Source organism: Intrasporangium flavum, from assembly GCF_001956915.1.
Taxonomy (GTDB): Bacteria; Actinomycetota; Actinomycetes; order Actinomycetales; family Dermatophilaceae; genus Monashia; species Monashia flava.
In genome coordinates this window covers 67,846-94,221 of the sequence record NZ_MLJO01000006.1, presented here as the reverse complement: position 1 = coordinate 94,221, position 26,376 = coordinate 67,846, and the positions used below count along the sequence as shown (strand labels likewise).

Annotated in this window: 25 protein-coding genes; 14 read left to right on the top strand and 11 right to left on the bottom strand. The window is 73.3% G+C overall.

The window, feature by feature from the left end; all coding sequences use genetic code 11:
• The first annotated feature begins 27 nt into the window (after positions 1-27).
• The 3 genes from BIV28_RS05800 to BIV28_RS05790 are packed head-to-tail and all read left to right on the top strand — an operon-like array spanning position 28 to position 3,246.
• Positions 28-918, top strand: a complete 891-nt coding sequence (locus BIV28_RS05800; protein WP_076260112.1) for an AAA family ATPase — start codon at positions 28-30, stop codon at positions 916-918.
• Positions 915-2,048 carry a vWA domain-containing protein gene (locus BIV28_RS05795; protein ID WP_076260110.1) on the top strand — a complete coding sequence of 378 codons (1,134 nt, stop codon included), beginning with the start codon at positions 915-917 and terminating at the stop codon, positions 2,046-2,048. The genes BIV28_RS05800 and BIV28_RS05795 overlap by 4 nt, the downstream gene beginning before the upstream one ends.
• Positions 2,041-3,246: an XdhC family protein gene (locus BIV28_RS05790; RefSeq protein WP_076260109.1), complete on the top strand. Its 1,206-nt coding sequence runs from the start codon at positions 2,041-2,043 to the stop codon at positions 3,244-3,246. The genes BIV28_RS05795 and BIV28_RS05790 overlap by 8 nt, the downstream gene beginning before the upstream one ends.
• Before the next feature lie 4 nt (positions 3,247-3,250).
• Here BIV28_RS05790 and BIV28_RS05785 read toward each other — a convergent pair whose 3' ends face one another.
• Entirely contained in the window at positions 3,251-3,754 is a 504-nt protein-coding gene (locus BIV28_RS05785) for a PaaI family thioesterase (protein ID WP_083707074.1), read from the bottom strand.
• A gap of 85 nt (positions 3,755-3,839) precedes the next feature.
• Here BIV28_RS05785 and BIV28_RS05780 point away from each other — a divergent pair, with 85 nt between their 5' ends.
• On the top strand, positions 3,840-4,577 hold the full coding sequence (locus BIV28_RS05780) for a FadR/GntR family transcriptional regulator (RefSeq protein WP_076260107.1): 738 nt from the start codon (positions 3,840-3,842) through the stop codon (positions 4,575-4,577).
• Complete coding sequence (locus BIV28_RS05775; protein WP_076260106.1) at positions 4,577-5,416, top strand: sterol desaturase family protein; 840 nt, start codon at positions 4,577-4,579, stop codon at positions 5,414-5,416. Before BIV28_RS05780 ends, BIV28_RS05775 begins: the two co-directional genes overlap by 1 nt.
• Positions 5,417-5,538: 122 nt before the next feature.
• Here the strand turns inward: BIV28_RS05775 and mgrA are convergent, their stop codons facing one another.
• Positions 5,539-6,582 carry an L-glyceraldehyde 3-phosphate reductase gene (gene mgrA, locus BIV28_RS05770; RefSeq protein WP_076260104.1) on the bottom strand — a complete coding sequence of 348 codons (1,044 nt, stop codon included), beginning with the start codon at positions 6,580-6,582 and terminating at the stop codon, positions 5,539-5,541.
• Between the two features lie 158 nt (positions 6,583-6,740).
• Between mgrA and BIV28_RS05765 the strand changes: the two genes are divergently transcribed.
• The 5 genes from BIV28_RS05765 (at position 6,741) to BIV28_RS05745 (ending at position 12,310) form a co-directional block, all read left to right on the top strand.
• Complete coding sequence (locus tag BIV28_RS05765; RefSeq protein WP_076260103.1) at positions 6,741-7,223, top strand: (2Fe-2S)-binding protein; 483 nt, start codon at positions 6,741-6,743, stop codon at positions 7,221-7,223.
• Positions 7,220-9,706, top strand: coding sequence for a xanthine dehydrogenase family protein molybdopterin-binding subunit (locus BIV28_RS05760; protein WP_076260101.1), 2,487 nt, complete (start codon positions 7,220-7,222; stop codon positions 9,704-9,706). Before BIV28_RS05765 ends, BIV28_RS05760 begins: the two co-directional genes overlap by 4 nt.
• A complete protein-coding gene (locus BIV28_RS05755) occupies positions 9,703-10,560 on the top strand; it encodes an FAD binding domain-containing protein (protein WP_076260100.1) in 858 nt (285 codons plus the stop codon). Before BIV28_RS05760 ends, BIV28_RS05755 begins: the two co-directional genes overlap by 4 nt.
• Before the next feature lie 7 nt (positions 10,561-10,567).
• A complete protein-coding gene (locus tag BIV28_RS05750; RefSeq protein WP_076260098.1) occupies positions 10,568-11,365 on the top strand; it encodes an SRPBCC family protein in 798 nt (265 codons plus the stop codon).
• A gap of 291 nt (positions 11,366-11,656) precedes the next feature.
• Entirely contained in the window at positions 11,657-12,310 is a 654-nt protein-coding gene (locus tag BIV28_RS05745) for an SDR family oxidoreductase (protein ID WP_076260097.1), read from the top strand.
• A 9-nt stretch (positions 12,311-12,319) separates the two neighbouring features.
• Here the strand turns inward: BIV28_RS05745 and BIV28_RS19910 are convergent, their stop codons facing one another.
• The 3 genes from BIV28_RS19910 to BIV28_RS05730 all read right to left on the bottom strand — a co-directional run bounded on the left by BIV28_RS19910 (position 12,320) and on the right by BIV28_RS05730 (position 14,993).
• Entirely contained in the window at positions 12,320-12,916 is a 597-nt protein-coding gene (locus BIV28_RS19910) for a class F sortase (protein ID WP_076260095.1), read from the bottom strand.
• Positions 12,917-13,017: 101 nt separating this feature from the next.
• Positions 13,018-13,764 carry a hypothetical protein gene (locus tag BIV28_RS05735; protein WP_207555800.1) on the bottom strand — a complete coding sequence of 249 codons (747 nt, stop codon included), beginning with the start codon at positions 13,762-13,764 and terminating at the stop codon, positions 13,018-13,020.
• A 239-nt stretch (positions 13,765-14,003) separates the two neighbouring features.
• Positions 14,004-14,993, bottom strand: coding sequence for an ornithine cyclodeaminase family protein (locus tag BIV28_RS05730; protein ID WP_076260092.1), 990 nt, complete (start codon positions 14,991-14,993; stop codon positions 14,004-14,006).
• A 112-nt stretch (positions 14,994-15,105) separates the two neighbouring features.
• Here BIV28_RS05730 and BIV28_RS05725 point away from each other — a divergent pair, with 112 nt between their 5' ends.
• Positions 15,106-16,479 carry an L-serine ammonia-lyase gene (locus BIV28_RS05725; protein ID WP_076260091.1) on the top strand — a complete coding sequence of 458 codons (1,374 nt, stop codon included), beginning with the start codon at positions 15,106-15,108 and terminating at the stop codon, positions 16,477-16,479.
• Here the strand turns inward: BIV28_RS05725 and BIV28_RS05720 are convergent.
• From BIV28_RS05720 to BIV28_RS05710, 3 genes are all read right to left on the bottom strand, one after another.
• Positions 16,466-16,933 (bottom strand): DUF3237 domain-containing protein, encoded by a 468-nt coding sequence (locus BIV28_RS05720; protein ID WP_076260089.1) that lies wholly within the window; start codon positions 16,931-16,933, stop codon positions 16,466-16,468. The two genes, BIV28_RS05725 and BIV28_RS05720, sit on opposite strands and share 14 nt — an antisense overlap.
• Positions 16,934-17,017: 84 nt before the next feature.
• On the bottom strand, positions 17,018-17,398 hold the full coding sequence (locus tag BIV28_RS05715; protein ID WP_076260088.1) for a VOC family protein: 381 nt from the start codon (positions 17,396-17,398) through the stop codon (positions 17,018-17,020).
• A gap of 9 nt (positions 17,399-17,407) precedes the next feature.
• The gene (locus BIV28_RS05710) at positions 17,408-18,742 is read right to left on the bottom strand and encodes a glycoside hydrolase family 1 protein (protein WP_076260169.1); all 1,335 of its coding nucleotides are present in this window, start codon (positions 18,740-18,742) and stop codon (positions 17,408-17,410) included.
• Positions 18,743-18,802: 60 nt separating this feature from the next.
• Between BIV28_RS05710 and BIV28_RS05705 the strand changes: the two genes are divergently transcribed.
• Together BIV28_RS05705 and BIV28_RS05700 are read left to right on the top strand one after the other, a co-directional pair.
• Entirely contained in the window at positions 18,803-20,029 is a 1,227-nt protein-coding gene (locus tag BIV28_RS05705; protein WP_083707073.1) for a molybdopterin molybdotransferase MoeA, read from the top strand.
• On the top strand, positions 20,026-21,660 hold the full coding sequence (locus BIV28_RS05700; RefSeq protein ID WP_076260085.1) for an ABC-F family ATP-binding cassette domain-containing protein: 1,635 nt from the start codon (positions 20,026-20,028) through the stop codon (positions 21,658-21,660). Before BIV28_RS05705 ends, BIV28_RS05700 begins: the two co-directional genes overlap by 4 nt.
• 114 nt (positions 21,661-21,774) lie before the next feature.
• Here the strand turns inward: BIV28_RS05700 and BIV28_RS19905 are convergent, their stop codons facing one another.
• The 3 genes from BIV28_RS19905 to fdhD form a co-directional block, all read right to left on the bottom strand.
• A complete protein-coding gene (locus BIV28_RS19905; protein WP_207555799.1) occupies positions 21,775-22,437 on the bottom strand; it encodes an 8-oxoguanine DNA glycosylase OGG fold protein in 663 nt (220 codons plus the stop codon).
• A 240-nt stretch (positions 22,438-22,677) separates the two neighbouring features.
• On the bottom strand, positions 22,678-23,016 hold the full coding sequence (locus BIV28_RS05690; protein WP_076260082.1) for a YciI family protein: 339 nt from the start codon (positions 23,014-23,016) through the stop codon (positions 22,678-22,680).
• Positions 23,017-23,063: 47 nt separating this feature from the next.
• Positions 23,064-23,918, bottom strand: coding sequence for a formate dehydrogenase accessory sulfurtransferase FdhD (fdhD, locus tag BIV28_RS05685; protein ID WP_076260080.1), 855 nt, complete (start codon positions 23,916-23,918; stop codon positions 23,064-23,066).
• A 311-nt stretch (positions 23,919-24,229) separates the two neighbouring features.
• On the opposite strand from fdhD, the gene BIV28_RS05680 reads away from it, so the two are divergent.
• Positions 24,230-26,290 carry a M4 family metallopeptidase gene (locus BIV28_RS05680; RefSeq protein ID WP_076260079.1) on the top strand — a complete coding sequence of 687 codons (2,061 nt, stop codon included), beginning with the start codon at positions 24,230-24,232 and terminating at the stop codon, positions 26,288-26,290.
• Positions 26,291-26,376 lie beyond the last annotated feature (86 nt).

Genomic DNA, 26,376 nt, shown 5'->3' with positions numbered 1-26,376 from the left:
CGGGCCGTCATGCGTGATGCTCGGGGCATGGAGACCGCCTTCACCACCCCCGCCGACGTCACCTCGGCCCTCGCGCGCACCGGCTACCTCGCCGACGAGGCCCTCTCCACCATCACCTTCCTCGCCAGTCGGCTCTCGCGACCGGTCCTGCTCGAGGGCGAGCCGGGCACCGGCAAGACGGCGCTGGCCGAGGCGCTCGCCGAGGCCCTGGGCCTGCGCCTCATCCGGCTGCAGTGCTACGAGGGGATCGACGCGACGCAGGCCCTCTACGACTGGGACTTCCCGCGCCAGATCCTGCACCTGCGCGCCGTCGAGGCCGTGGCGCGCGAGGCCGGCGACCGTGACGCCCGCGCCCTCGAGGAGGAGCTCTTCGACGAGCGGTTCCTCCTCGCCCGGCCGGTGCTCGAGGCCCTCCGGGCCGCACCGTGCGTGCTGCTCGTCGACGAGATCGACCGCGCCGACGACGAGTTCGAGGCGTTCCTGCTCGAGGTGCTCTCCACGTGGCAGGTCACGATCCCCGAGCTCGGCACGGTCAGCGCCGCCACCCCGCCGCTCGTCGTGCTGACCTCGAACCGCACGCGCGAGCTGCACGACGCCCTCAAGCGTCGCTGCCTCTACCACTGGATCGACCACCCCGGCCTGGCCCGCGAGCTCGAGATCGTCCGCTCGCGGCTGCCCGAGGTGCCCGAGGCGCTGGCCGAACAGGTTGTCACGGCGGTCCAGCGGCTGCGCGCCTCCGGCGAGCTCATCAAGCCGCCGGGCGTCGCCGAGACCCTCGACTGGGCCCGAGCCCTCGAGGCCGTCGGTGCGACGCGCCTCGACACCGAGGTCGCCGCCGCCACCCTCGGGGCGGCCCTGAAGTACCGCGAGGACTCCGAGCGGGTCCGCGCCGCCCTGGACAAGCTGCTCACGGCATGACCCTCGCCCCCCACCCGCCGACGGAGGTCCCGACGGGCGCGCCGCCCGAGGCGTGGCTGCTCGGCTTCGCCCGCGCCCTGCGAGCGGCGGGGCTGTCGGTCACGGCCGACCGCGAGCGCACCTTCCTCGTCGCGGCGGCCACGGTCGGCATCGGGGAGCGCTCCGGCGTCTACTGGGCCGGCCGGGCCACGCTCACCTCGGTCCCGGCCGACTTCCCGGTCTACGACGAGGTGTTCGAGCGGTGGTTCGGCGGGGAGGAGGTGCGCCGCGGCTCGCGCGTCGACGTCGTCCGGCCGCCGGTGCGTCAGGCGCCGCTCGGCGGCGAGGCCGAAGGGCAGGACGCACCCGCCGGCGACACGATCCAGGCCCGCGCCAGCGACACCGAGGTGCTCCGGCACCGCGACCTCGCCGCTCTGAGCGCCGCCGAGCGTGCCGCCGCGGCCCGTCTCTTCGACGCCCTCGACCCGCGGTCGCCGCGCCGGCGGGCCCGTCGGCACGTGCGGTCCCGCTCGGGCGCGGTCGACGGCCCCGCCACCCTCCGTGAGCAGCTGCGCCGGATGGGTGAGCCGGGGCGGATCCGTCACCGGCGCAGGGGAGTCCGCGCCCGACGCGTCGTGCTGCTCGTCGACGTGTCGGGGTCGATGAGCCCGTACGCCGACAGCCTGCTGCGCCTCGCGCACGCCTACGTCCTGCACTGCGACCACGTCGAGGTGTTCACCATGGGCACCCGCCTGACCCACGTGACGCGGGCGCTGCGCGAGCGCGACCCCGACCGGGCGCTCGCCGCCGCGGGGCACGTCGTGCCCGACTGGTCCGGCGGCACGCGTCTCGGCGACTCCGTCGGCGCCTTCCTCGACCGGTGGGGCCGGCGCGGCATGGCGCGCGGCGCCGTCGTCGTCGTCTTCAGCGACGGCTGGGAGCGCGACGGGCCCGAGGTGCTCGGCGAGCAGATGCGTCGCCTCGCCGGCCTCGCCCACCGGGTCGTGTGGGCCAACCCGCACCGCGGCAAGGTCGGCTACGAGCCGGTGCAGCAGGGAATCGTGGCCGCGCTGCCGTACGTTGACGACTTCGTGGCGGGTCACTCGCTCGCCGCGTTCGAGGAGCTGATCGAGGTGGTGGCCCGTGCGTGAGGTGCTCTCGGACCTGATGCGGTGGTGGTCGGCCGGCGAGACCGTCGGGGTCGGCACCGTCGTCGGCACGTGGCGCTCGGCCCCGCGCCAGGCCGGCGCGTCGATGCTCGTGGGGCCGGGCGGCGAGGCCGTCGGCTCGGTGTCGGGCGGCTGCGTCGAGGGCGCGGTGTACGAGCTCGGCCAGGAGGTCGTCGCCACCGGCACACCCGTGCTGCAGCGCTACGGCGTCAGCGACGACGACGCGTTCGCCGTCGGCCTGACGTGCGGCGGCATCCTCGACGTCTTCGTCGAGAAGGTCTCCCGCGACACCTTCCCCGAGCTTGGCGAGGTCGCGGCCGACATCGAGGCCGGCCGGCCGGTCGCCGTGGCCACCGTCATCGACCACCCCGACCCGGCGTGGGTCGGTCGGCGCCTCGTCGTGCGCCCCGAGGAGGGTGACGACGCCGAGCCCGCCACCCCCGGACACGCCGCCGCCCACGCGTCGACGCTCGGCAGCGAGCGCGCCGACGACGCCGTCCGCGACGACGCGCGCGGCATGCTCGCCCAGGGCACGACGGGCACGTTGACCTACGGCCCCGACGGGGAGCGTCGGGGCGAGGGCCTGCGGGTCTTCGTCGCCTCGCACGCGCCGAAGCCGCGGATGCTCGTCTTCGGCGCGATCGACTTCGCCGCCGCGGTGGCCCGCGTCGGCGGGTTCCTCGGCTACCGCGTCACCGTGTGCGACGCGCGTCCCGTCTTCGCGACCGCCTCGCGCTTCCCGGGCGCCGACGAGGTCGTCGTCACGTGGCCGCACGACTACCTCGCCGCCGAGGTCGAGGCCGGACGCGTCGACTCCCGCACCGTCATCGCGGTGCTGACCCACGACCCGAAGTTCGACGTGCCGCTGCTCGAGGTGGCGCTGCGCCTGCCCGAGGTCGCCTACATCGGGGCGATGGGATCGCGGCGCACCCACGAGGACCGGCTGGCGCGGCTGCGCGAGGCCGGGCTCACCGAGGCCGAGCTGGCCCGGATGAGCTCACCGATCGGGCTCGACCTCGGCGCCCGCACGCCCGAGGAGACGGCCGTGTCGATCGCCGCCGAGATCATCGCGCTGCGGTGGGGCGGGGGTGGCGAGCGCCTCGGCGGGCTCGACGGCCCGATCCACCACCACCATCCCGCCCACGACACCGAGCCCGACGCGTTGGCGACGTCGGGCTGACCGGTCAGGTGCGCGGGCGCCACCGCTTCCACAACGCCGTGGCCTGCGCGCGCACCTTGCCGTCGAAGCGCAGCTGCACCTCGACGGTCATCTGCGGCTCGGACGCCTCGACGACCGTCGCGAACAGCTCGACGGTGTCGTGCAGCGGGGCCGGGCGCAGGTAGCGCACGTCGAGGCCGGCCGTGACGTAGGAGAGGTCGGCCCCGGGCAGGGGCGGCCAGCCGCCGCGCTCGGCCTCGAGCATGACGGCGGCGGCGCTGTGGCAGTCGAGGACGGTGCCGATGATGCCGCCGTTGAGGTAGCCGAGGCCGTTGTCGTGCTCGGGCCAGGGCGTGAACGTCGCGGTGACGCCGTCGGCGGCGGTGTCGCCGAGGGGGTGGCTGCGCAGCTTGAGGCCACGGTCGTTGGCCTGCCCGCAGCCGAAGCACGGCAGGTCGGGGTAGAGGCGCTCCTGGATGCTGAGGGCGCTGCTCAGGGGGGTGGACGGGCTGACGTCGCTGTCGGGCACGGCCGCCAACCTACCGGGCGACGCACGTCACGAATTTGGTCCAACCTCTTGATGAGTGGGCCAATTGTCGGGCAGGCTGGCGCGCATGAGTCAGCGTGGATTCACCCCCGTGGCGCGTCGCTCGGTGTCCGACGAGGTCTTCGCCGAGCTGCGTGACGCCGTCCTGACGGGTCGCTTCGCTCCCGGCGACTCGCTCCCGCCCGAGCGCGAGCTCGCCGCGTCGTTCGCCGTCAACCGGCACGCCGTGCGCGAGGCGCTCCAGCGCCTCCAGGCGGCCGGCTTCGTGCGCGTCGTCCACGGCGGGGGTACCCGCGTCCTCGACGTGCGCAGCAGCGCCGGCCTCGACCTGCTCGCCCACCTCGCCCGCTCGGCCGACGCCCTCGACCCCGCCGTGCTGCGCGACGGCCTCGAGATGCGTCGGTGCATCGGCGTCGACGCCGCCCGGCTCGCTGCCGAGCGGGCCACCCCCGAGGCGCGCGAGCGCGTCGTCGCTGCAGCCGGCGCCTACGACGACACGACCCACCCCGACGCCGACCGCGCCTTCTGGCTCGAGGTCGTCGAGGCGTCCGGCAACCTCGCGTTCCGCCTCGCGCTCAACTCTCTGCTCCACGCCATCGACGCCCGTCCCGAGGCGATGGAGGCGCTGCTCGCGGCCGACCGGGCCGACCTGCTCCCGCACGGGCCGCTGGCCGCGGCCGTCGCAACGGGCGAGGCCGAGGAGGCCGCCCGGCTCGCCGACGCCATCCTGTGCCAGGCCCTCGACGTGTGGGCCTCGCTCGAGGCCGGCGCGGGCCTCACCGGCACCGGCGCCAAGGGGGCGTGATGGTCGACCTCATCCTCGCCGCGGTCCCGTTCTTCGTGCTCTTCATCGTCGTCGAGGTGGCCTCGCTGTGGTTCGCGCCGGACGACGACGAGGTCGGCTACGAGGTGCGCGACACGTTCACGAGCCTGGCGATGGGCCTCGGCAGCGTCGGGGTCGGCGTGCTCTACAAGGCCATCCAGCTCGTCGTGTACGCCGCCCTCTACGAGCTGAGCCCGCTGCGCCTCGACACCGCGATCTGGTGGACGTGGATCGTCATCTTCCTGGCCGAGGACCTCGCCTACTACTGGTACCACCGCGCCCACCACGAGGTGCGGATCCTCTGGGCCAGCCACGTCGTGCACCACTCGAGCCAGCGCTACAACCTCTCGACCGCGCTGCGCCAGACGTGGACGCCGTTCGGCGGAGTGCCGTTCTGGGCGCCGCTCGCGCTGCTCGGCGTGCCGCCGTGGGCGATCTTCCTGCAGCAGTCGATCTCGCTGCTCTACCAGTTCTTCCTGCACACCGAGCGCGTCGGAACCCTCTGGCGTCCGGTCGAGCTGGTCATGAACACGCCCTCGCACCACCGGGTGCACCACGGCACGAACAACGCCTACCTCGACCGCAACTACGGCGGCATCCTCATCGTCTGGGACCGACTGTTCCGCTCGTTCGAGCCCGAGGGCGACCGCGTCGTCTACGGCCTGACGACCCAGCTGCGCACGTACAACCCGCTCGTCGTCGCGACGCACGAGTACGCGTCGATCTGGGGCGACGTGCGGGCCGCGAGGTCGTGGCGCGACCGCGTCGGGTACCTGATGCGCGGCCCGGGCTGGCGGCCCGGCGGCCGGGCCACCGCCTGAGCCGAACCGGCCGCGCCCTCAGCCTGCCGTTTGCAACAGCGGCCGCGCTTCGGGGCCTGAGCTACCGGTCTCCCGGCGGCTCGTGACGCGAAGCGCAGCCGCTGCCGCGAAGCGCCGCCTCGTCAGTGGGCGCTGGAGGTCTTCCAGAGGTTGATACCGCCCTCGACGGCGTGCTGGTCGATCGTGGCCAGCTCCTCGTCGCTGAAGGCGAGGTTGTCGAGGCAGCCGAGGCTGTTCTCCAGCTGCCGCACCGACGACGCGCCGATGAGCACCGAGGTGACGCGCTCGTCGCGCAGGATCCAGGCCAGGGCCATCTGGGCCAGCGACTGCCCGCGGTCCTTGGCCATCGCGTCGAGGGCGCGGATGTGCGTGAGGTTCTGGTCGGTGAGCAGGTCGGTCGACAGGGACTTGCCCTGCGACGCACGCGAGCCCTCGGGGACGCCGTTGAGGTACTTGTCGGTGAGCATGCCCTGCGCGAGCGGGCTGAACGCGATGCAGCCGACGCCCTCCTCGCCGAGCACGTCGAGCAGGTCCTCCTCGACCCAGCGGTTGAGCATCGAGTAGCTCGGCTGGTGGATGAGCAGCGGCGTGCCCATCGAGCGGAGGATCTCGATCGCCTCGCGGGTGCGCGGGCCGGAGTAGCTCGAGATGCCGGCGTAGAGGGCGCGGCCCGAGCGGACCGCGGTGTCGAGCGCGCCCATCGTCTCCTCGAGCGGGGTCGTCTCGTCGAAGCGGTGGCTGTAGAAGACGTCGACGTAGTCGAGGCCCATCCGCTGCAGCGACTGGTCGAGCGAGGCGAGGACGTACTTGCGGCTGCCGCCGCCTTGGCCGTACGGCCCGGGCCACATGTCGTAGCCGGCCTTGCTGCTGATGACCAGCTCGTCGCGGTAGCGCTTGAAGTCCTGGGCGAAGATCGTGCCGAAGTTGCGCTCGGCGCTGCCGTAGGGCGGGCCGTAGTTGTTGGCGAGGTCGAAGTGCGTGACGCCGAGGTCGAAGGCCCGACGCAGCGTCGCGCGCTGGTTGTCGAGGGGCACGTCGTCGCCGAAGTTGTGCCACAGGCCGAGGGAGACGGCCGGCAGGTCGAGGCCGGAGCGACCGGTCCGGCGGTAGGTCATCGAGTCGTAGCGCGAGCGGAGCGCCTGGTAGTCGTCGGCGTGGAACGTCATGCCCGACAGTCTGCCGGGAAGGGGCGCCGGCGACGAGGTCGGGTCGAGGACATGAGGCCCCGCCGGGCCACATCGACAGAAACTCTTGTGCGCGGGCCACTTCTGACAAAGACTCACCGTGGGGAAGTCAACTGCAGCGCGGCAGGAGGACACATCGAATGACCCGAATCACCGTGAACGTCGACGGGGTCAGCTACTCCGACGACGTCGAGCCCAGGACCTTGCTGGTCCAGTACCTGCGCGAGACGCTCGGCAAGACCGGGACCGTCATCGGGTGCGACACGAGCAACTGCGGTGCGTGCACCGTCCACCTCGACGGCACGAGCGTCAAGTCGTGCAACGTCCTCGCCGTGCAGGCGGACGGCCACGAGGTCACCACCATCGAGGGGCTGGCCACCGACGGCGAGCTCCACCCCGTCCAGAAGGCCTTCCACGAGTGCCACGCCCTCCAGTGCGGCTACTGCACGCCGGGCATGATCATGCAGGCCTGCGACGTGCTGCGGGAGAACCCCGACCCGAGCGAGGAGCAGATCCGCGAGGGCCTCGAGGGCAACCTCTGCCGCTGCACGGGCTACCACAACATCGTCAAGGCCGTGCAGCAGGCAGCCGCGGACCTCAGCTCGAAGGCGGTGTCGTCATGACCGTCACCGAGGACCGGCCCACCGAGGCCGGCGGCGAGATCGGCAGGGCCCGACGCCGCAAGGAGGACCAGCGCCTCATCACCGGCCGCACCCGCTGGACCGACAACATCCAGCTGCCCGGCATGCTCCACCTCGCCATGGTGCGCAGCCCGTTCGCGCACGCCCGGATCACGTCCATCGACACGGCAACGGCCAAGGCCGCCCCGGGCGTCGTCGCCGTCGTCACGGGCGCCGACGTCGAGGGCAAGCAGGGCCTCGTCGCCACCGCCTGGCCGCTCAACGCCGAGCAGAAGACGCCCGACCACCTGCCGATCGTCGTCGAGCACGTCGCGTGCGCCGGCGAGATCGTCGCCGTCGTCGTGGCCCGCAGCGCGGCGGCCGCCCGCGACGCCGCCGAGCTCGTCGACGTCGACTACGAGGAGCTGCCCGCGGTCCTCGACCTCAAGGAGGCCGCGACGGACGAGGTGCTCGCCCACCCCGACCTCGGCACCAACACGAGCGCCGTCTGGACGCTCGACTCGGCCGCGCAGGGATCGGGCACCGACGTCGAGGAGGCCATCGCCAAGGCCCGCGAGGGCGGCATCCTCATCGAGCGGGAGTACCGCCAGCAGCGGCTGCTGCCCGCCTTCATGGAGCCCCGCTCGACCGTGTGCGACCCGACCGGCGAGCAGCTGACCGTGTGGACCTCGACGCAGGTGCCGCACATCCTCAAGTTCCTCGTCGCCGCCACCACCGGCATGCCCGAGTCCAAGGTGCGGGTCATCGCGCCCGACGTCGGCGGCGGTTTCGGCGGCAAGCTGCAGACGACGCCGGAGGAGTTCGCGACCGTCGCCGTGGCGCGGCTCGTCGGCAAGCCCTGCAAGTACACCGAGACCCGCTCGGAGTCCCTCCTCTCGGGCCACCACGGCCGTGACCAGTGGCAGAAGCTGACGCTCGCCGCCGAGAAGGACGGCACGGTCACCGGCCTCAAGGTCGAGCTGCTCGCCGACCTCGGCGCGTACGTCGGTCTCGTCGGCGGCGGCGTGCCGGTGCTCGGCGCGTGGATGTTCAACTCGATCTACAAGTTCGACGCCTACCACTTCACCGTCCGCACGCTGCTGACGAACAAGACGTGGGTCGACGCGTACCGCGGGGCCGGGCGCCCCGAGGCGACGTACGCCATCGAGCGGCTCATGGACGAGCTCGCCGTCGAGGTCGGCGTCGACCCCCTGCAGATCCGCGAGAAGAACTGGATCACGCACGAGGAGTTCCCGTTCACGACCGTGGCGGGCATGACCTACGACTCCGGCAACTACGAGGCCGCGACGGCCAGGGCCAAGGAGCTCTTCGGCTACGACGAGCTGCGCGCCGAGCAGGCGCGACGCCGGGAGTCCGGCGACCCGGTGCAGCTGGGCATCGGCATCTCGACGTTCACCGAGATGTGCGGCCTCGCGCCCTCGCGGATCCTCGGCGCCCTCAACTACGCCGCGGGCGGCTGGGAGTCGGCGAGCATCCGGGTGCTGGCCACCGGCAAGGTGGAGGTCCTCACCGGCACCTCCCCGCACGGCCAGGGCCACGAGACGGCCTGGAGCCAGATCGTCGCCGACCGCCTGGGCGTGCCGTTCGAGGACGTCGAGGTGCTGCACGGCGACACGCAGATCGCCTCCAAGGGCATGGACACCTACGGCTCGCGCTCGCTCGTCGTCGGGGCCGAGGCCGTGGTCCGGGCCGCCGACAAGGTCATCGAGAAGGCGAAGCCGATCGCGGCGCACCTGCTCGAGGCGAGCGTCGACGACATCGAGTTCACCGGTGGTCGCTTCGGGGTCAAGGGCACCGACAAGGGCCTCGGCATGGCCGACGTCGCGATCGCGACGTGGACCGGCCACAACCTGCCCGACGGCGTCGAGCCGAGCATCGACGCCGACGCGACCTTCGACCCGGAGAACTTCTCCTTCCCGCACGGCACCCACCTGTGCGCGATGGAGGTCGACACCGAGACGGGCGCGACGACGATGCGCAAGTACGTGTGCGTCGACGACATCGGCACGATCATCAACCCGCTCATCGTCGAGGGGCAGGTGCACGGCGGCCTCGTCCAGGGCATCTCCCAGGCCCTGTGGGAGGGCGCGGAGTACGACGAGCAGGGCACGCTCGTCACGGGCTCGTTCGTCGACTACACGCTGCCCACGACGGCCGACACGATCAGCTTCGTCACCGACCACACGACCTCGCCCTCGACGTACACCAAGCTCGGCACCAAGGGCGTCGGCGAGGCCGGGGCCATCGCGTCCACGCCGGCCGTCGTCAACGCGGTGGTCGACGCGGTGCGCCACCTCGGCGTCGACGACATCGTCATGCCGTGCACGCCGGAGCGGGTCTGGAAGGCCATCCAGGCGGGCGCGGCCGTCACCACGGAGGGTGAGCGCGGCGCGCAGCCGCACTTCGACGAAGGCGCGCCGAACGCCGACCCGGCCGCCGGCCTCGCAGAAGGGAGCCGACAGTGATCCCCGCCGAGTTCGACTACGTGGCACCCGAGTCCGTCGCCGACGCCGTCGCCGCGCTCGCCGAGCACGGTGACGAGGCGAAGGTCCTCGCCGGCGGCCAGTCGCTCCTGCCGATCCTGCGGATGCGGCTCAACGCCCCCGGCGTCATCGTCGACCTCGGCCGCATCGCCGAGCTGCGCGGCGTTTCCGAGGACGGCGACCACGTCGTCATCGGCGCCATGACGCCGTACTCCGAGGTGCTCGCCTCCGAGCTGGTGTCGACGCACGCGGCCCTGCTGTCCAAGGCGATCGCCACGGTGGCCGACCCGCAGATCCGCCACCGCGGCACCGTCGGGGGAGCCCTCGTGCACGCCGACCCGGCGGGCGACGTCGGGGCGCCGGCGCTCGCGCTCGGGGCGCAGCTCGTCGTCGCCGGGGCGGGCGGGACCACCCGCACCGTCGCGGCCGACGACTTCTTCGAGGACCTCTTCACCACCGCGGTCGGCGACGGCGAGCTGCTGACGCAGATCCGCATCCCGAAGCACACCGGCTGGGGCGCGCACTACGAGAAGTTCGTGCGCGTCAGCCACCAGTGGTCGATCGTCGGGGTCGCGGCGGCGGTGCGCACCGACGGCGGCTCGATCGCCGAGGCCCGCGTCGGCCTGACGAACATGGGCTCGACACCCTTGCGCGCCAAGGCCGTCGAGGAGGCCCTCGTCGGCAGGCAGGCCACCGACGAGGCGGTCCGCGCGGCCGTCGCGTCCGTCGCCGAGGGCACCAACCCGCCCTCGGACCTCAACGGCGACGCCGACTACCGCCGGCACCTCGCCACGGTGCTGACGCGGCGGGCGGTCCTCGCCGCGGCAGGGGCGTGATCGCCGGATGCAGCTGACGCACTCCTTCACCGTGCCGACCTCGGTCGACGACGCGTGGGCCCTGTTCATGGACCTCGAGCGCGTCGGCGGCTGCTTTCCCGGCGCGACGGTCACCGAGGTGACCGACGACGGGTTCTCCGGCACGGTCAAGGTCAAGCTCGGTCCGATCGCGCTCGTCTACGCCGGGTCGGGCTCGTTCGTCGAGCGCGACGACGCCGCGCACCGCGCCGTCATCGAGGCCAAGGGCAAGGACAAGCGGGGCAACGGCACGGCCGGGGCCACGGTGTCGGTCGCGCTCGCACCCGACGGCGACGGCACCCGGGCCGACGTGTCCACCGACCTCGCCGTCACGGGCAAGCCGGCGCAGTTCGGCCGCGGTGTCATGCAGGACGTCTCGGACAAGCTGCTCCAGGCGTTCGTCGCGTGCATCGAGAAGCAGCTGGGCGAGGCCGGTCCGGGCGCAGCAGAACCCGCGCCCGAGCCCGCGGGCTCCGAGGCGGTCGACCTCGAGCCGGGTGGCGCTGCGGCGCCTCCCGCGACGGCAACGACGGCCACGACGCCCGGGGCTGCCGCGACGCCCGTGGCCGCGCCGGGTGCCCCGACCAAGGACGCGGCGGCCCCGGCCGCTGCACCGCGCCCGACGCGTCCGGCCGTCGCCCCGGCACCGCCCCAGCCCGAGGACGACGCCCTCGACCTCGGCACGGCGGTGCTGCCCGTGCTCGTGCAGCGCTACGCGCCCTACGCCGGGGCGGCCCTCGTCGGGCTCGTCCTCGGCTGGTTGCTCGGTCGTCGTCGCGGGGGCTGAGCCGCCGACACGACCGCCCGGCCCGACCTCGGGCCGGCGAGAGGGCCCATCCGCATCCGGTGGATGGGCCCTCTGCCGTCTCCCGCGAGCGACTCGGCTCCGGGGCCGGCCGTCGTCCGGCGCAGGCCCCTCAACGTGCGCAGCGGACGACCACGTCCATCCATCGTCGACCGTCGCCCGCGGCCCCGGGCCGTGGTTGCGAGAAGTCGTGGACGGCGCAACACCGGGAAGACGGGCGGGTGTGCCGGGCGTTGCCCCCGAGGACAGCCCCCAGCACCGAAGGAGAGCCACATGGCACGCGTCGTCGTCATCGGAGCGCACGGGAAGGTCGCCCTGCTCGCGGCGCCCCTGCTGCGCGAGGCCGGCCACGAGGTCACCGGCGTCATCCGCAACCCGGCCCACGCCGCCGACGTCGAGGCGTCGGGGGCGACCCCGCTCGTCGCCGACGTCGAGACACTCGACACCGACGGCCTGCGCGAGGTCCTCGACGGGCACGACGTCGTCGTGTGGTCGGCGGGAGCCGGCGGCGGCGACCCCGCCCGCACCTACGCGGTCGACCGCGACGCGGCGGTACGCACCGTCGACGCGTCCGGCGCGGCCGGCGTCCAGCACTTCGTCATGGTGTCCTACTTCGGCGCCGGCCCCGACCACGGTGTGCCCGAGGGTGACTCGTTCTTCGCCTACGCCGACGCCAAGACCGCGGCCGACGTCCACCTGGCCGCGTCGGGCCTCGACTGGACGATCCTGCGCCCGAGCCGCCTCACCGACGACCCGGCCACCGGACGCATCGAGGCGGGTCCCGACGCCCGCCCGGGTTCGGTCCCGCGCGCCGACGTCGGACGCGTCATCGCCGCGGTCGTCGACCACCCGGACACCACGGCCGGGCGGGTCATCGCCTTCAACGGCGGGGCGACGCCCGTCGACGAGGTCGTCGCCGCGGGGTGAGCGGGCGGCTCAGCGTCCGACGGGCCGTGCGACGAGCACGCTGATGTCCTCGTAGTTGCGCGTCGCGGCGTTCCAGCTGCCGCCGCACGTGGCGAGGAAGAGGCGTTCGGGACCGGTGCGGTCGTAGAGGTGCTCCGAGCTGATGATCCGCGGGTAGTCGCGGGCCGAGCTCACGGCGGCCCAGACCCGCTCGACGCGGTAGGAGCAGACCGACCCGTCGGGCTGGACCGTCTGCACGACCTGCCCGGCCCGCGCCCGCGTCGCGAAGTCCTCGCCGAACACCGCGGAGCCGTCGCGGTAGGTGTGGCCGTCGAGCAGCACCGTGCCCTCGCCGTCGCCGGGCCGCGGGCCGTCGGCGAACCACCCGACGCGGCTCGTGTCCTCGGGGTTGCCGAGGCGGCGACGACCCTGGGCGTCCGGAGGGTGCTCGGTGTCGAGCCCGATCCGCTCGACCGCGGCGTCGACGCCGAGGGCGGGGTAGACGACGCGTCGGGGCGGCCCGGGCGTGCAGGCCGCCCCGTGGACGCTCGGTACCGGCGGCCGGGGCCGGGCCTGCGCCTCCGTCGCGGAGGCGCCGGCCCGGGCCAGTGGCCGGTCGACGAGCACCCAGCCGCCGGCGCAGACGAGCGCGACCGCGAGCAGCGGCAGGGCTGCCCGCGTGCCGCGCCCGCCCGAACGCGGCGGGCGTGCGCGATGCCGTCCGGAGATCAGTCGACCTCGGCCGCGCGGCGGCGGCGACGGCGGAGCGCCTCGGCACCGGCGAGGGCCCCCGCGGCGGCGATCAGGCCCACGCCGACGAGGACGTCGGTGGTGCGCGACTGCTCCGCGACCTGGCCCATGCCACCGGTGTGCGGGGCGGCGTCGCCCAGAGCCGGGACGCCGTCGAGCGCGACGGTGGACTGCGGGTCGGAGACCGCGGTGCCGTCGAGGGCGACCGGCGCGTCCGGCGTGGCGGGGGTGGCCGGGGTGCCCGTCGAGGTCACGACGGTGCCCGCCGCGTCGACCGTGGGGGTGGGCTCCGCCGGGGTGGCCGTGGTGGCCGTGGCCGACGGGGTCACGGTGGCGGTCGCCGTGGCCTGCGTGCCGGTGGCCGACCGCCCGGGGATCGCGTCTGCGTCGGCCGGGCACTCCGTGGTGGGTGCCTCGTCCTCGAGCCCGACCACGACGGAACGGAACTGGCCGTCGGAGAAGGCGTCGCCGAGCTGCGGCTCGACGCCGCGGTCGTTCGTCAAGGCTGCCTCGTCGACGTGGATCGGGTTCTTGCCGCCCTTGAGGACCTCGTCCTCGCCGGGCTTGTGGATGTACTTGCAGACCCACACCTTGTGCGGGTCGCCGGGCGTCGCGGACGCGGAGGAGGCGGCGCCGATCGCGCAGGCAGCCGTGGCTGCGAATGTACCGGCGGCGAGGAGGGCCACGACGCGTGAGGGCGTGGCGACATGGAGGGTTCGGGTCATCAGAGAGTGCGCTCCCGTGGAGGGCGGGCGTGCCGGTTCGGTCACGCGCCGCGGATGGTGGAGGGACGTGTAACGCAGAGGAACTCGGTGACCGTGAGGGGCCGGTGAACCGCGGCTGGGCACGCGCCAGCGCCCCCGAGCCGTGGGAGAACGTACACGAGCGTGACGCGCTGTGGGGGTTTGGGACGGGGCGTGACCTACGCCACACGCCGCCGGATCCGGTTGTGGCCCAGTCCGACTCAGGACCGAGCGGCGTGCTCCGCGACGACGAGGTCCTGCCAGGCCATGCCGACGCTCTTGAACACGTTGGGCCGCAACGGATCTCGTTCGACGCATCCGAGGACGAGGTCGGAGAGGGTGTGCACGGTGTCCCATTCGAGATGGCCCTGCGCCGCGGCGAGGACGACGTCGCCGGCCTCGCGCCGCGCCGTCGCGAGGTCCTCGACGACGACGAGCGAGCGCCCGAGCAGCGACCCGGGCAGCTCGCGCCGGTGCGGCTCGTGCGACCCGATCGCGACGACGCAGGTGCCCGCGGAGACCCAGTCGTCCTCGAGCACCGGCGTCGGGGCACTGGTCGCCGTGACCACGAGCTGCGCCGAGCGGACCGCGTCGGCCACCGCCTCGACCTCGGCGACGCCTTGGGTGGGCTCGCCCGCCGCCCAGCCGCCGGTGTGCAGGCCCACGGTGCGCACGCCGGGAGCGATGCCGGCGATCCGAGCGGCCGTCCCTCGCGCGGCCTCGGGCCGGCGGCCGACGACGGTGATCGTCTGCGGCGCGCGGATGGCGAGGATCGCCTCGGCGTGGCCGACGGCCTGCGGGCCGCTACCGACGATGACGACCGAGCGCACGTCCTCGGGGGCGAGCGCGTCGGCCGCCACGGCCGAGACGGCCGGCGTGCGCAGCGCCGTGATCGCCGTGCCGTCGAGCAGCACCGACGGGCTCAGGGTGTCGGCGTCCATGAGCACGTAGACGGCCTGGATGCGCTCGAGCCCGCGGTCAGGGTTGCCCGGCGCCACCGACAGCACCTTGACGCCGGCGGCCCCGGGCGAGGTGGCCGGCATGACGAGCAGCTGCCCGTCGCCGGCCGCGGGTGAGAGCCGCGGCGGGTCGCTCGCGGGGTCGAAGCCGTCGGCGAGGCGCTGGCGCACGAGGCGGCGCGCGCGGTCGGCCGACACGGTGCGGCGGACGTGCTCGGCGTCGAGCCAGCGGGGCGGCGGCACAGGGGGCACGAGCCGACTGTATGCCGGGTGCGCGCGTCGGGCGCGCGGGGACGTAGGCTCGATCGGATCCGTCCACACCCCCGGGCGGTCGCCGTCAACGACGACACGAAGTCAGGACACCATGGCGCTCAGCGTTTTCGACCTCTTCTCGATCGGCATCGGGCCGTCGAGCTCGCACACCGTCGGGCCGATGCGGGCCGCGGAGATGTTCGCGCAGGGCCTGCGCGAGCAGGGTCGCCTCGCCGACGTCGCACGGGTGCACTCGCAGCTCTTCGGGTCGCTCGGCGCCACCGGCCACGGCCACGGCAGCGACAAGGCGGTGCTCCTCGGGCTCACCGGCGAGCGGCCCGAGCTGTGCGACCCGCGGGCCGTCGAGGGGCGACTGGCCGAGATCCGCTCGACGCGCCGGCTGTCGCTGCTCGGCGAGCACGAGATCGCGTTCGTCGAGGACGAGGACCTCGTCATGCACCGGCGCAAGACGCTGCCCGTGCACCCCAACGGCATGACCTTCACCGCGCTCGACGCGTCCGGCGCGACGGTCGACGAGCGCACGTACTACTCGGTCGGCGGCGGCTTCGTCGTGGGCGGCGACGCCGACGGCTCGACGAAGATCGTCGAGGACACCACCCCGGTCGCGCACCCCTTCCGCACCGGCGACGAGCTGCTCGCGCACTGTCGCGAGACCGGCAAGTCGATCGCCCGCATCATGCTCGAGAACGAGCTCTCCTGGCGCACCGAGCAGGAGGTGCGCGACGGGCTCCTCGACATCTGGAAGGTCATGAAGGAGTGCGTGCGCAACGGCATCGACACCGAGGGTGTGCTGCCCGGCGGCCTGCGCGTGCGACGCCGCGCGCCCGAGCTCGCGCGGCGCCTGCGCCTCGAGGGGGCGAGTGACGACCCGCTGCGCGGCATGGACTGGATCACCCTCTACGCGCTCGCCGTCAACGAGGAGAACGCCTCGGGCGGCCGCGTCGTCACCGCCCCGACCAACGGCGCGGCCGGCATCATCCCGGCCGTCCTGCACTACTACGCCAACTTCGTCCGGGGCGCCGACCGCGACGGCATCGTCCGCTTCCTGCTCACTGCGGGCGCCATCGGCGTCATCTACAAGGAGACGGCCTCGATCTCCGGGGCCGAGGTCGGCTGCCAGGGCGAGGTCGGGTCGGCGTGCTCGATGGCGGCGGGCGCCATGGCCGCCGTCATGGGCGGCACGCCCGAGCAGGTCGAGAACGCCGCCGAGATCGGCATGGAGCACAACCTCGGCCTGACCTGCGACCCCGTCGGTGGTCTCGTGCAGATCCCGTGCATCGAGCGCAACGCCATCGCGTCGGTCAAGGCGATCACCGCGGCCCGCACGGCGCTGCGCGGCGACGGCTCGCACGTCGTCAGCCTCGACAAGGTCATCAAGACGATGCGCGAGACCGGCCGCGACATGAAGGTCAAGTACAAGGAGACCGCGCGCGGCGGCCTCGCCGTCAACGTCATCGAGTGCTGAGGCCACTCCCGAGGCCGCCGTCGCTCGCCGTGGGCAGCTCCCACCCCTCGAGGGGCAGCTCGACCGAGCACTCGTAGTAGCGCATGGCCAGGGTGGCGTGGGCCACGTCGATGTCTCCCTCGCCGACGGCCAGGACGGTGTTGAGCCACCGGTGGTCCGGCGCCGCCGTCTGGAACATCAGCACGTGCAGCCCCCGTCCGTCGTCGAGCGACGACAGGCCGGTGAGCGTGAAGAGCACCTTGCCGTCGGCGACCTCGATGACGCCGCGCGCGTCGGGCAGCGCGTAGCCGTCGCGGATGCGCGGGAAGTTCGACCACCGGGCGGTGCCGGCGAGCCGTCCGGTGAGGGTTCCCGTCCCCTGGCCGTAGACCCGGCCGTCATGGTGCTCGGCCGGCGGTGCCTCCTCGAGCACGTCGTAGGTCCAGCTGGCGTCGCACAGGTGCTCGAGGTGCATGGCATCCTCCCGGGGTCTCCGACCTGTCGACGCTACTCCCGGCCCGGGCCGACGTCCCGGGTTCCGACTCGTCGGCCGGGGCGTTCAGTCGGCGAGGTCGGCGCGTTGGCAGACCATGAGCGGGTTGCCGTCCGGGTCCTCGAACTGGACGAAGAAGACGCTGCCGATGTCCTCGACGTCGGAGGTGATCGTGACCTCGTGGCGCCGCAGGTGCTCGATCGTCGCGGCCATGTCGTCGGTCCAGAGGAAGAACCGCGGCGGCCCGTCGGCCGTGAAGTCGGGGCGGTTGGCATCGAGCGTGATCCGCGGGCCGTCGTGCACCGGGATGTCGAGGATCGTGCCCTCGTGCGACGCGGCGTCGGGCTCGAAGCCGAGCACGTCGCCGTACCAGCGGGCCGACCGCGGCAGGTCGCGGACGGGGACGAAGATCTGGCCGACGTGGCGTCGGATGGGGGAGCTGGGCATCCGGCGACCCTAGCCGCGTGGCGGGGTGCCCTCCGAGACGGGGTACTCGTGCCCGGCGACGTAGCGCTCGCGCATCGCCGCGGTGATACCGCCGGCGGCCGCGACCTCGGCGAAGAACCGGCCCGACGCGCGGACCGTGCGCTCCTGGGTCGGGTAGTCGAGGGCGACGAGGCCGAACCGCGGGCCCTCGCCCTGCGCCCACTCCCAGTTGTCGACGAGGCTCCAGTGGTAGTACCGCTCGACGGGGACGCCGCGGGCGCGCAGCCGCGCCACGACCGCGAGGTGCTCGGCGAGGTAGCGGGCCCGGAAGGCGTCGCGGGCGTCGGCCGTACCGTTCTCGGTGACCCACACCGGCAGGCCGTACCGCTCCCAGGCCCACGTCGCGGTCTCGGCGAGGCCCTCCGGGTAGACCTCCCAGCCGAGGTCGTTGACCGGGACGCCGGGCGGGGTGCCGTCCTCGAACCGGGTCACCGTGGTGCGGGAGTAGTAGTTGAGGCCGAAGAAGTCGGCGTAGCGGCCACGCCGGACGCCGCGGGGGCGGCGCAGCGGCGGCGCGAACTCACCGGTGGTCATGGCCCGCACGATCGCGTCCTGGAACAGGTGCCGCATGGTGCGCGTGAGCGCGCGGTGCCACGGGTTGCGCGGGTCGCCCGGGCGGAAGGGACGGAGGTGGTGGGCGACGCCGACCTTCGTCGTGGGCCCGGGTCTCAGGTCGTGGACGAGGCGGTAGGCGCGGACGTGCGCCTCGGCGAGCCGCCCGTAGACCCGCACCGCCTCGCGGAGGCTCCGGTGCCCGGGCGGGAACTCGCCGAAGGCGTACGCGCCGGTCACGAAGACGTTCGGCTCGTTGATCGTCACGTACTCGTCGACGAGGTCGCCGAGGCGCTCGACGACGGCCCGGACGAGGCGCAGGTAGGCCTCGACGGCGCCCGGCGCGAGCCAGCCGCCCTGCTCCTCGAACCAGCGCGGGCTGTTGAAGTGGTGCAGGGTCAGCAGCGGCCGGATGCCGTGGTCGCGGAGCAGCTCCAGCTCGGCCCGGTAGTGCGCGAACGCGTCCTCGTCCCAGCGTCCCGGGGCTGGCTCGAGGCGCGCCCACTCGACGCCGAGCCGGTACACCTGCACCCCGAGCGAGGCCATGAGCGCGGTGTCCTCGCGCCAGCGGTTCCAGTGGTCGGCGGCCCGCACCGGGCTCGACCCGTCGGCGATCGTGCCGGGCCGGGCGGCCCAGTCGACCCAGTTGCTCGCGACCTCGCCGCCCTCGATCTGCGTGGCGGCCGTGGCGACGCCGAGGAGCAGCCCGGTGAGGTCGACCTCGAGGGCGTCTGCAGGATCGGCACCGGCCACGGACCGATCCTGCCGCAGACCCGGGTCCGGCGGGCGTGCGTGGTGCGGCAGACTTGCCGCGTGCCGAGCGACCCCACCGACCACGTCCCCGTGGACGCGCACCGCGCCGCGGTGGCGGACCTGCTCGGCGCCGCGCCCGTCGTGCGGGTCGCCCTCGACCACCGCGCCCGCGGCCGCCACCTCGCCGCCGACCTCGTGGCCCGCGACGACCTGCCCCGCTTCGACAACAGCGCGATGGACGGGTACGCCGTCCACCCGCACACCGACGCGCTTGCCGCGACCGACGCGTCCGGCACCTACCCCGTCGTCGGTGACGTCGCCGCCGGCGACGCGCCCGCGTTCGCGCTGCGCCCCGGCGAGGCCGCCCGGGTCATGACCGGCGCGCGCGTCCCGGAGGGCGCCCACGCCGTCGTCCCCGTCGAGCGCACCGACGCCGCCCGCACCGGCCCGGCCCCCGCGTCGGTCACGGTCGCCGGCCCCGTCGAGCCCGGCCAGCACGTCCGGCGCCGCGGCGAGGACCTGCGCGCCGGCGGCACCGTCGCGCACGCGGGCGACGCCCTGACGCCCGGGGTGCTGGCGCTCGCCCGCTCCGCCGGGTGCGTCGAGGCGCACGTGCACGGGCAGACCCGGGTCGCCGTCGTCGCCACCGGCGCCGAGCTGACCGACCCCGGCCTCGACCCCGGGCCCGGCGGCATCCACGAGTCGAACTCCGACATGGTGGCCGCGCTCGTCGAGGCGGCCGGCGCCGGGCTGGCCCGCGTCGACACGTGCCCCGACGACCCCGCGACGCTCCGTGCGCTGCTCGACGAGCTCGACGCGTCGCCGGCCGTCGACCTCGTCATCACGACCGGTGGCGTCAGCGCCGGCGCGCACGAGGTGGTGCGCCAGGTGTGCGAGCCCGTCGACGGGTTCCGCTTCGTCCACCTCGCGCTCCAGCCCGGTGGCCCGCAGGGGCTGGGCCGGTGGGGCTCGACGCCGGTCGTGTGCCTGCCGGGAACGCCGACCGGTGCCTTCGTCGCCTTCCACGTGCTCGTCCGGCCCGCGCTCGACGCCCGTCACGGGGCCCCGACGCGTCCGGTGCTCACCGCGACCTACCGCGGTCCGCGCCGGCGCACCCGCGTGGGCCGGCTCCAGCTGCTGACGAGCGTCCTGTCGCCCGACGGCACGGTGCGCGCCCCGGACGCGCGCCACCTCACGGCGCTCGCCGCGGCCAACTGCCTCGTCGAGGTGCCCGAGCCGGTCGACGAGATCGTCGACGGCGACGTCGTCACGGTGCACCCGCTGTGAGCGCGACGCTCGTGGCCAAGGACCTCGCCGGCGGCCACGCCCACCGCACGCTCTTCGAGCACCTCGACCTCACGGTCGCGCCCGGCGACGTCGTCGGCGTCGTCGGCCCCAACGGCGCCGGCAAGTCGACGCTGCTGCGCCTGCTCGCCGGCGTCGACACCCCGCTCGGCGGCACCGTCACGACCGCACCGACCGACGCGTTCGTCGGCTGGCTGCCCCAGGAGCACGAGCGGGTGCCCGGCGAGACCGTCGCCGGCCACGTCGCGCGTCGCACCGGCGCGGCCGCGGCGACCACCGAGATGGAGGAGGCCGCCTCGCTGCTCGGCACCGACGCGGCGGCCGACGACCGGTACGCCGTGGCCCTCGAGCACTGGCTGGCCAGCGGCGCCCCCGACCTCGAGGACCGGCTGCCCGCCGTGCTCGGCGAGCTCGGCCTCGACGTCGGTCCCGACGCGCTCATGACCTCCCTCTCCGGTGGCCAGGCCGCGCGCGTGGCCCTGGCGGCCCTGCTTCTCAGCCGGTTCGACGTCGTGCTGCTCGACGAGCCGACCAACGACCTCGACCTCGCCGGCCTCGACCGGCTCGAGGCCTTCGTCGCGGGCCAGCGCCGCGGCGTCGTCGTCGTGTCGCACGACCGGGAGTTCCTCGCCCGGTGCGTCACCCGCATCGTCGAGCTCGACCTGCACCAGAACGCCGTGCACGTCTACGACGGCGGCTACGAGTCCTACCTCGACGAGCGCGAGCGGGCTCGGCGGCACGCGCGCGAGGCGTACGAGGAGTACGCCGGCACCAAGGCCGACCTCGAGGGCCGGGCCCGCACGGTGCGCGAGTGGTCGTCCAAGGGCGTGCGCAACGCGATGAAGAAGAGCCCCGACAACGACAAGATCCGCCGCGCCGCCCAGCAGGACTCCGCCGAGAAGCAGGCCCGCAAGGTGCGCCAGATGGAGTCGCGCATCGCGCGGCTCGACGAGGTCGTCGAGCCGCGCAAGGAGTGGGTGCTCAAGTTCAGCATCGCCGCCGCTCCGCGGTCGAGCAGCGTCGTGTCGACGCTCGACGGCGCCGTCGTGCGGCGCGGCGACTGGTCGCTCGGGCCGGCGTCGCTGCAGGTCGAGGCCCGGCGCCGCATCGGGATCACCGGCCCGAACGGCGCCGGCAAGACGACGCTGCTCTCGCTGCTGCTGGGCCGGCTCGCGCCCGACGAGGGCCGCGCGTCGCTCGGCGCCAGCGTGGCGATCGGCGAGATCGACCAGGGCCGCACCGGCCTGCGCGAGGACCTCCCGCTCGGCGAGGCGTTCGCCGACGCGCTGCCCGACCTCGCGCCCGCCGACCTCCGGACGCTCCTGGCGAAGTTCGGCCTCAAGGCCGACCACGTCAGCAGCGCGGTCGGGCGCCTGTCACCGGGGGAGCGCACCCGGGCGGCGATGGCGCTGCTGCAGGCCCGCGGCGTGAACCTCCTCGTCCTCGACGAGCCGACCAACCACCTCGACCTGCCGGCGATCGAGCAGCTCGAGGAGGCGCTCGAGTCCTACGACGGCGCGTTGCTCCTCGTCAGCCACGACCGCCGCCTGCTCGAGAACGTCCGCCTCGACGAGCGCTGGCACGTCGAGCACGGCACCGTCACCCGCACCTGACGCGACCTGACGCGTCAAGCCGCCATGTGGCGCGTTGTCGGGGCGCTTCGGGCGTCGCGACCGCAACAGGACGCCACATGGTGCGTTGTCGCGGCGGTCGCATGTGGGTATCGGTCATGCGCCGATGGCGAAAAGTCCGTACTCGACCACATGCGGGTCTCGAACCTCGCCCCAGGCCTCACCGATCTCAGTAGCTGTGGTGAGGTATCGGGCGTAGTCAGCGGAGTTCCATCCGCTGGTGCGCCAACCGAGTGCGCGCGCCACTCGCGCGTCGAGGATCAATGGCTTGTTTCGCTCTGCCACCTCGTAGGCCGCGAAGTAGAGCCACTTCGTAAAGAAGGCAGCGCCGAAGTACTTCACTCTGCAGTCACCCCAGGTATTGAGGCGGCGGTAGGCCTCGACAACGTCTTCCTCGCGTGCGGTGCGCCAGCTCTCCAGCAGGGCCTTTCCCGCGTTCGGTTGGTGCAACGGCTTCACGCAGCGCGCAATCCTCTGCGCCTTGGATCCTGAGCCCCAACTCGCCACCCGGACGTACCGGTCTATTGCTTCCTCAACTGAATTGAGGGGTTCGCTCACCAGAAGGTCAGCCCTGCTGATCGTCCGTACCTGCGGCGCCTCGTCGAGAAAGGTGGGCAGCGTGAGGTCCTGTGGCCATCGTGACGTCCAATGACCCGGATAGAAGCGGATGCTCTGCGCGCGAACGGCTTCATCGCTGGGCGGACCTTCGGGGAACTTCAAACGGAGTTCATCGACGACTTCTTCAAGCGACCGGGTCATGCGCGCAGTATGGGGGGACAAGCATCACGGTAGGTGTGGCGCCGCGCTGCGGTGAGCCCAAACAGCGGTGTCAGCCTCTGGCGAGCACTCGGAATGAGAAGCGGAATGCGGCCGCGGATCGCCCCACACACGACGCCACGTGGCGCGTTGTCACGCTGACCGGCGCCTCGTGACCGCAACAGCGCGCCACGTAGCGCGGTGCCGTGGGTCGGCGGCGCGACGCGTCCTCCCGCCGACGCGTCAGGCGGGGGACTGGGTGGCGTCGGCGACCCAGGGGCCGAGCGGCGGGTCCCACTCGCGCACGACGCGCCGCAGCACGTAGCCGCCCTGCCAGTACGGGTCCTGGTCGAAGGCCGCCGTGACCGCCTCGAGCGAGTCGCCCGAGCAGACGATGAGAGCCGCGTTGGCCGGCTCCTGGTCGGTGGTCTCGCCCTCGCTCACCTCGTCGAGGCCGGCCTTGTACATGCCGGCGACGAGCAGGCCGGGCTGGGCGGTGAGCCACTCCCGGTGGGCCGGGCGCACGGTCAGCATCTCGGTGGGGTCGTCGGGGTAGGTGTAGTGGATCGCGAAGACGGGCACGGCTGCTCCTCAGGTCGGCTCGGGTCGGCTGGGGTCGGCTGGGCGACTCAGGTGGTGACGCGGTGCGCGCCGGTGTAGATGTTGAAACGCGTGCCGCGGACGAACCCGACGAGGGTCGCCCCGGCGTCCTCCGCGAGGTCGACGGCCAGCGACGAGGGCGCGGACACCGCTGCCAGGCAAGGGATCCCGGCCACGACGGACTTCTGGACCAGCTCGAACGAGGCCCGCCCGGACACCATGAGGACGCACCCCGCGGCCGGCAGCCGACCCTCGAGCATCGCCCACCCGACGACCTTGTCGACGGCGTTGTGCCGGCCGACGTCCTCGCGCACGACGAGTGGCTCGCCCTCGGCGGTGAACAGCCCGGCCGCGTGCAGCCCGCCGGTGCGGTCGAAGGAGCGCTGGCGCTCCCGGAGCGCGTCGGGCAGCGCGAGCAGGGTCGCGGCCGTGATGCCCATCGGGTCTGACGCGACGTCGAAGGCGGTACGGGTGCGCAGCTGCTCGATGCTCGCGGTGCCGCACACGCCGCACGAGGACGACGTGAGGAACGCCCGGGACGCCGACGCGTCGGGCGGGGTGACGCCGGCGGCGAGCGTCACCTCGATGACGTTGTAGGTGTTCTCGTCGAAGCCGCTCTCGGACGAGGTGACCGCGCCGGCGCAGTACCGGGCCAGGGCGACGTCCTCGGCGGAGGAGATGATCCCCTCGGACAGCAGGAACCCGTGCACGAGCTCGATGTCGTGCCCGGGGGTGCGCATCGTGACCGTCAGGGGGAGCTCGCCGATGCGGATCTCGAGGGGCTCCTCGACCGTCAGGGTGTCGGGCCGCAGGGTGGTCGTGCGGTCCGCGGGGGCGGCGACGTCGACCGTCGTGACCTTGCGCCGCACCGTGACCCTGCCCATGCTCCCCAGCCTAGGAGACGGCGTGCCCGGCGCGGCGGCTCAGGTCCGGGTCGGCTGGGCGAGGGGGTGCCACGGGCCTCGGCCGGCGTCAGTCTGGGAAATCCCTCAAGCCACCGCCAGTCGCGAATCTCACTGTCGCCACGCGTTACTCCGCGTTCGGGCGGAGTTTGGCAAAGACTTGGTAAGCCCCGTTGACCGGAAATCGGGGCGGCTGGGAGCGTCGCGCTCGTTCCGCCGCATCCCACCCTGCGAGATGCCCGGGACACCCCTCCGAGGCGGCTCTCGTGCCGCGTCCTGACAAGGAGTTCCCAGTGAATCGACTGAAGTCCGGCCTTGCGACCGGGGGCCTGCTGGCCCTCGCGCTGGCCATCTCGCCGGCAATCCCGGCGGGTGCAGCGGCAGGTGGCGGCCACGACAAGGCACCCGCCCCCGAGTCGCAGTCCCTCAAGGCGACCGAGCAGTCCCGGGCGGCGGCCACGGCCAGCGCCCTCGGCCTCAAGGACGAGGCGCTCACCGTCAAGTCGGTCATCGCCGACCCGAACGGTGCGACGCACGTCCGCTACGAGCGCACGATCAACGGCCTGCGCGTCGTCGGCGGCGACTTCGTCAGCCACAAGGACGCTTCTGGCGACGTCACGAGCGTCACCTGGAACATCCGCAAGGACGCCACCCCGGCCTCGTTCTCCCCGAAGATCGCCAAGAGCACGGCCCAGGCCGCCGGCCTCGCCGCCGCCAAGGCGACCAAGGACGAGAAGGCCGCCGGCGGCGAGCTCGTCGTCTTCCAGTCGGCGACCGGCCCGAAGCTGGCCTACGAGGTCATCACCGAGGGCATCAAGGCCGACCAGACGCCGACCCGCCTGCACACGATCGTCGACGCGAACACCGGCAAGACGCTGACCAGCTGGGACGACATCAAGGAGGGCACGGGCAACGGCATCTTCGTCGGCTCCGTCACCCTCGCGACGTCGGGCAGCGCCGGCGCGTACACGATGCAGGACACGCACGGCAACTACACGACCGACCTCAACCAGGCCACGACCGGCAACGGCACGACGTTCACCGACGCCGACGACGTCTGGGGCACCGGCTCGCAGAGCAACCGCCAGTCGGCCGCCGTCGACGCCCACTACGGCGCCGGCAAGACGTACGACTACTACAACACGCAGCTCGGCCGCGCCGGCATCTGGAACAACGGCACCGGCGCCCGCAGCCGCGTCCACTACGGCCAGAACTACGTCAACGCCTTCTGGGACGGCACGCAGATGACGTACGGCGACGGCGCCGGCAACGCGGCCCCCCTCGTCGAGCTCGACGTGGCCGGCCACGAGATGAGCCACGGCGTCACCGAGAACACGGCGGGCCTCAACTACACCGGCGACGCCGGTGGCCTCAACGAGGCGACGTCCGACATCTTCGGCACGGGCGTCGAGTGGTACGCCAACAACCCCAGCGACACGCCGGACTACCTCATCGGCGAAGAGATCAACATCAACGGCAACGGCACGCCGCTGCGCTACATGGACAAGCCGTCCAAGGACGGTGCCTCGAAGGACTGCTGGAGCAGCTCGCTCGGCGGCCTCGACCCGCACTACTCCTCGGGCCCGCTCAACCACTGGTACTACCTGGCCTCCGAGGGCTCGGGCGCCAAGACGATCAACGGCGTCAGCTACAACAGCCCGACGTGTGACGCCTCGACGGTCACCGGCATCACGCACCAGAAGGTCGAGAAGATCTGGTACCGCACGCTGTCGACGTACCTCACCTCGAGCAGCAACTACGCGGCGGCCCGCACCGGCGTCATCAAGGCGGCCAAGGACCTCTACGGCGCCGGCTCGGCCGAGTGCACCGCGGTCGACAAGGCCATGGGTGCCATCTCGGCCCCGGCCAGCACCGAGACCTGCGGCACCGGCGGCGGTGGCGGCGGTGGCGCGGCCCTGACCAACGGCGGCTTCGAGTCCGGCCAGACCGGCTGGACCGGCACCGCGGGTCCGATCACGAACAACACGGGCCGCCCGGCCCGCACCGGTTCGTGGAAGATGTGGCTCGGCGGCAACGGCACGGCCGGCTCGGAGAACGAGTCGCAGACCTTCGCCGTCCCGGCGACGGCCACCTCGCCGACGCTGACGTACTACATCCGCATCGACACGTCCGAGACCACGACGACGTCGGCCTACGACACCGCCACGGTCCAGATCAACGGCGTGACGAAGCAGAGCTACTCCAACCTGTCGACGCCGAAGGCGTCCTACGTCGCCAAGACGATCGACCTCACGGCGTACAAGGGCACCAACGTCACGCTGAAGTTCGCCGACACCGAGGACTCCTCGCTGCAGACGAGCTTCGTCATCGACGACGTGTCGACGAACTTCTGACGGTTCGTCACCCAGCTCGTCACCCACCCCTCCACGTTCGACGCGAGGCCGGTGTGTCGCCCAGGCGGCACACCGGCTTCGCCGTG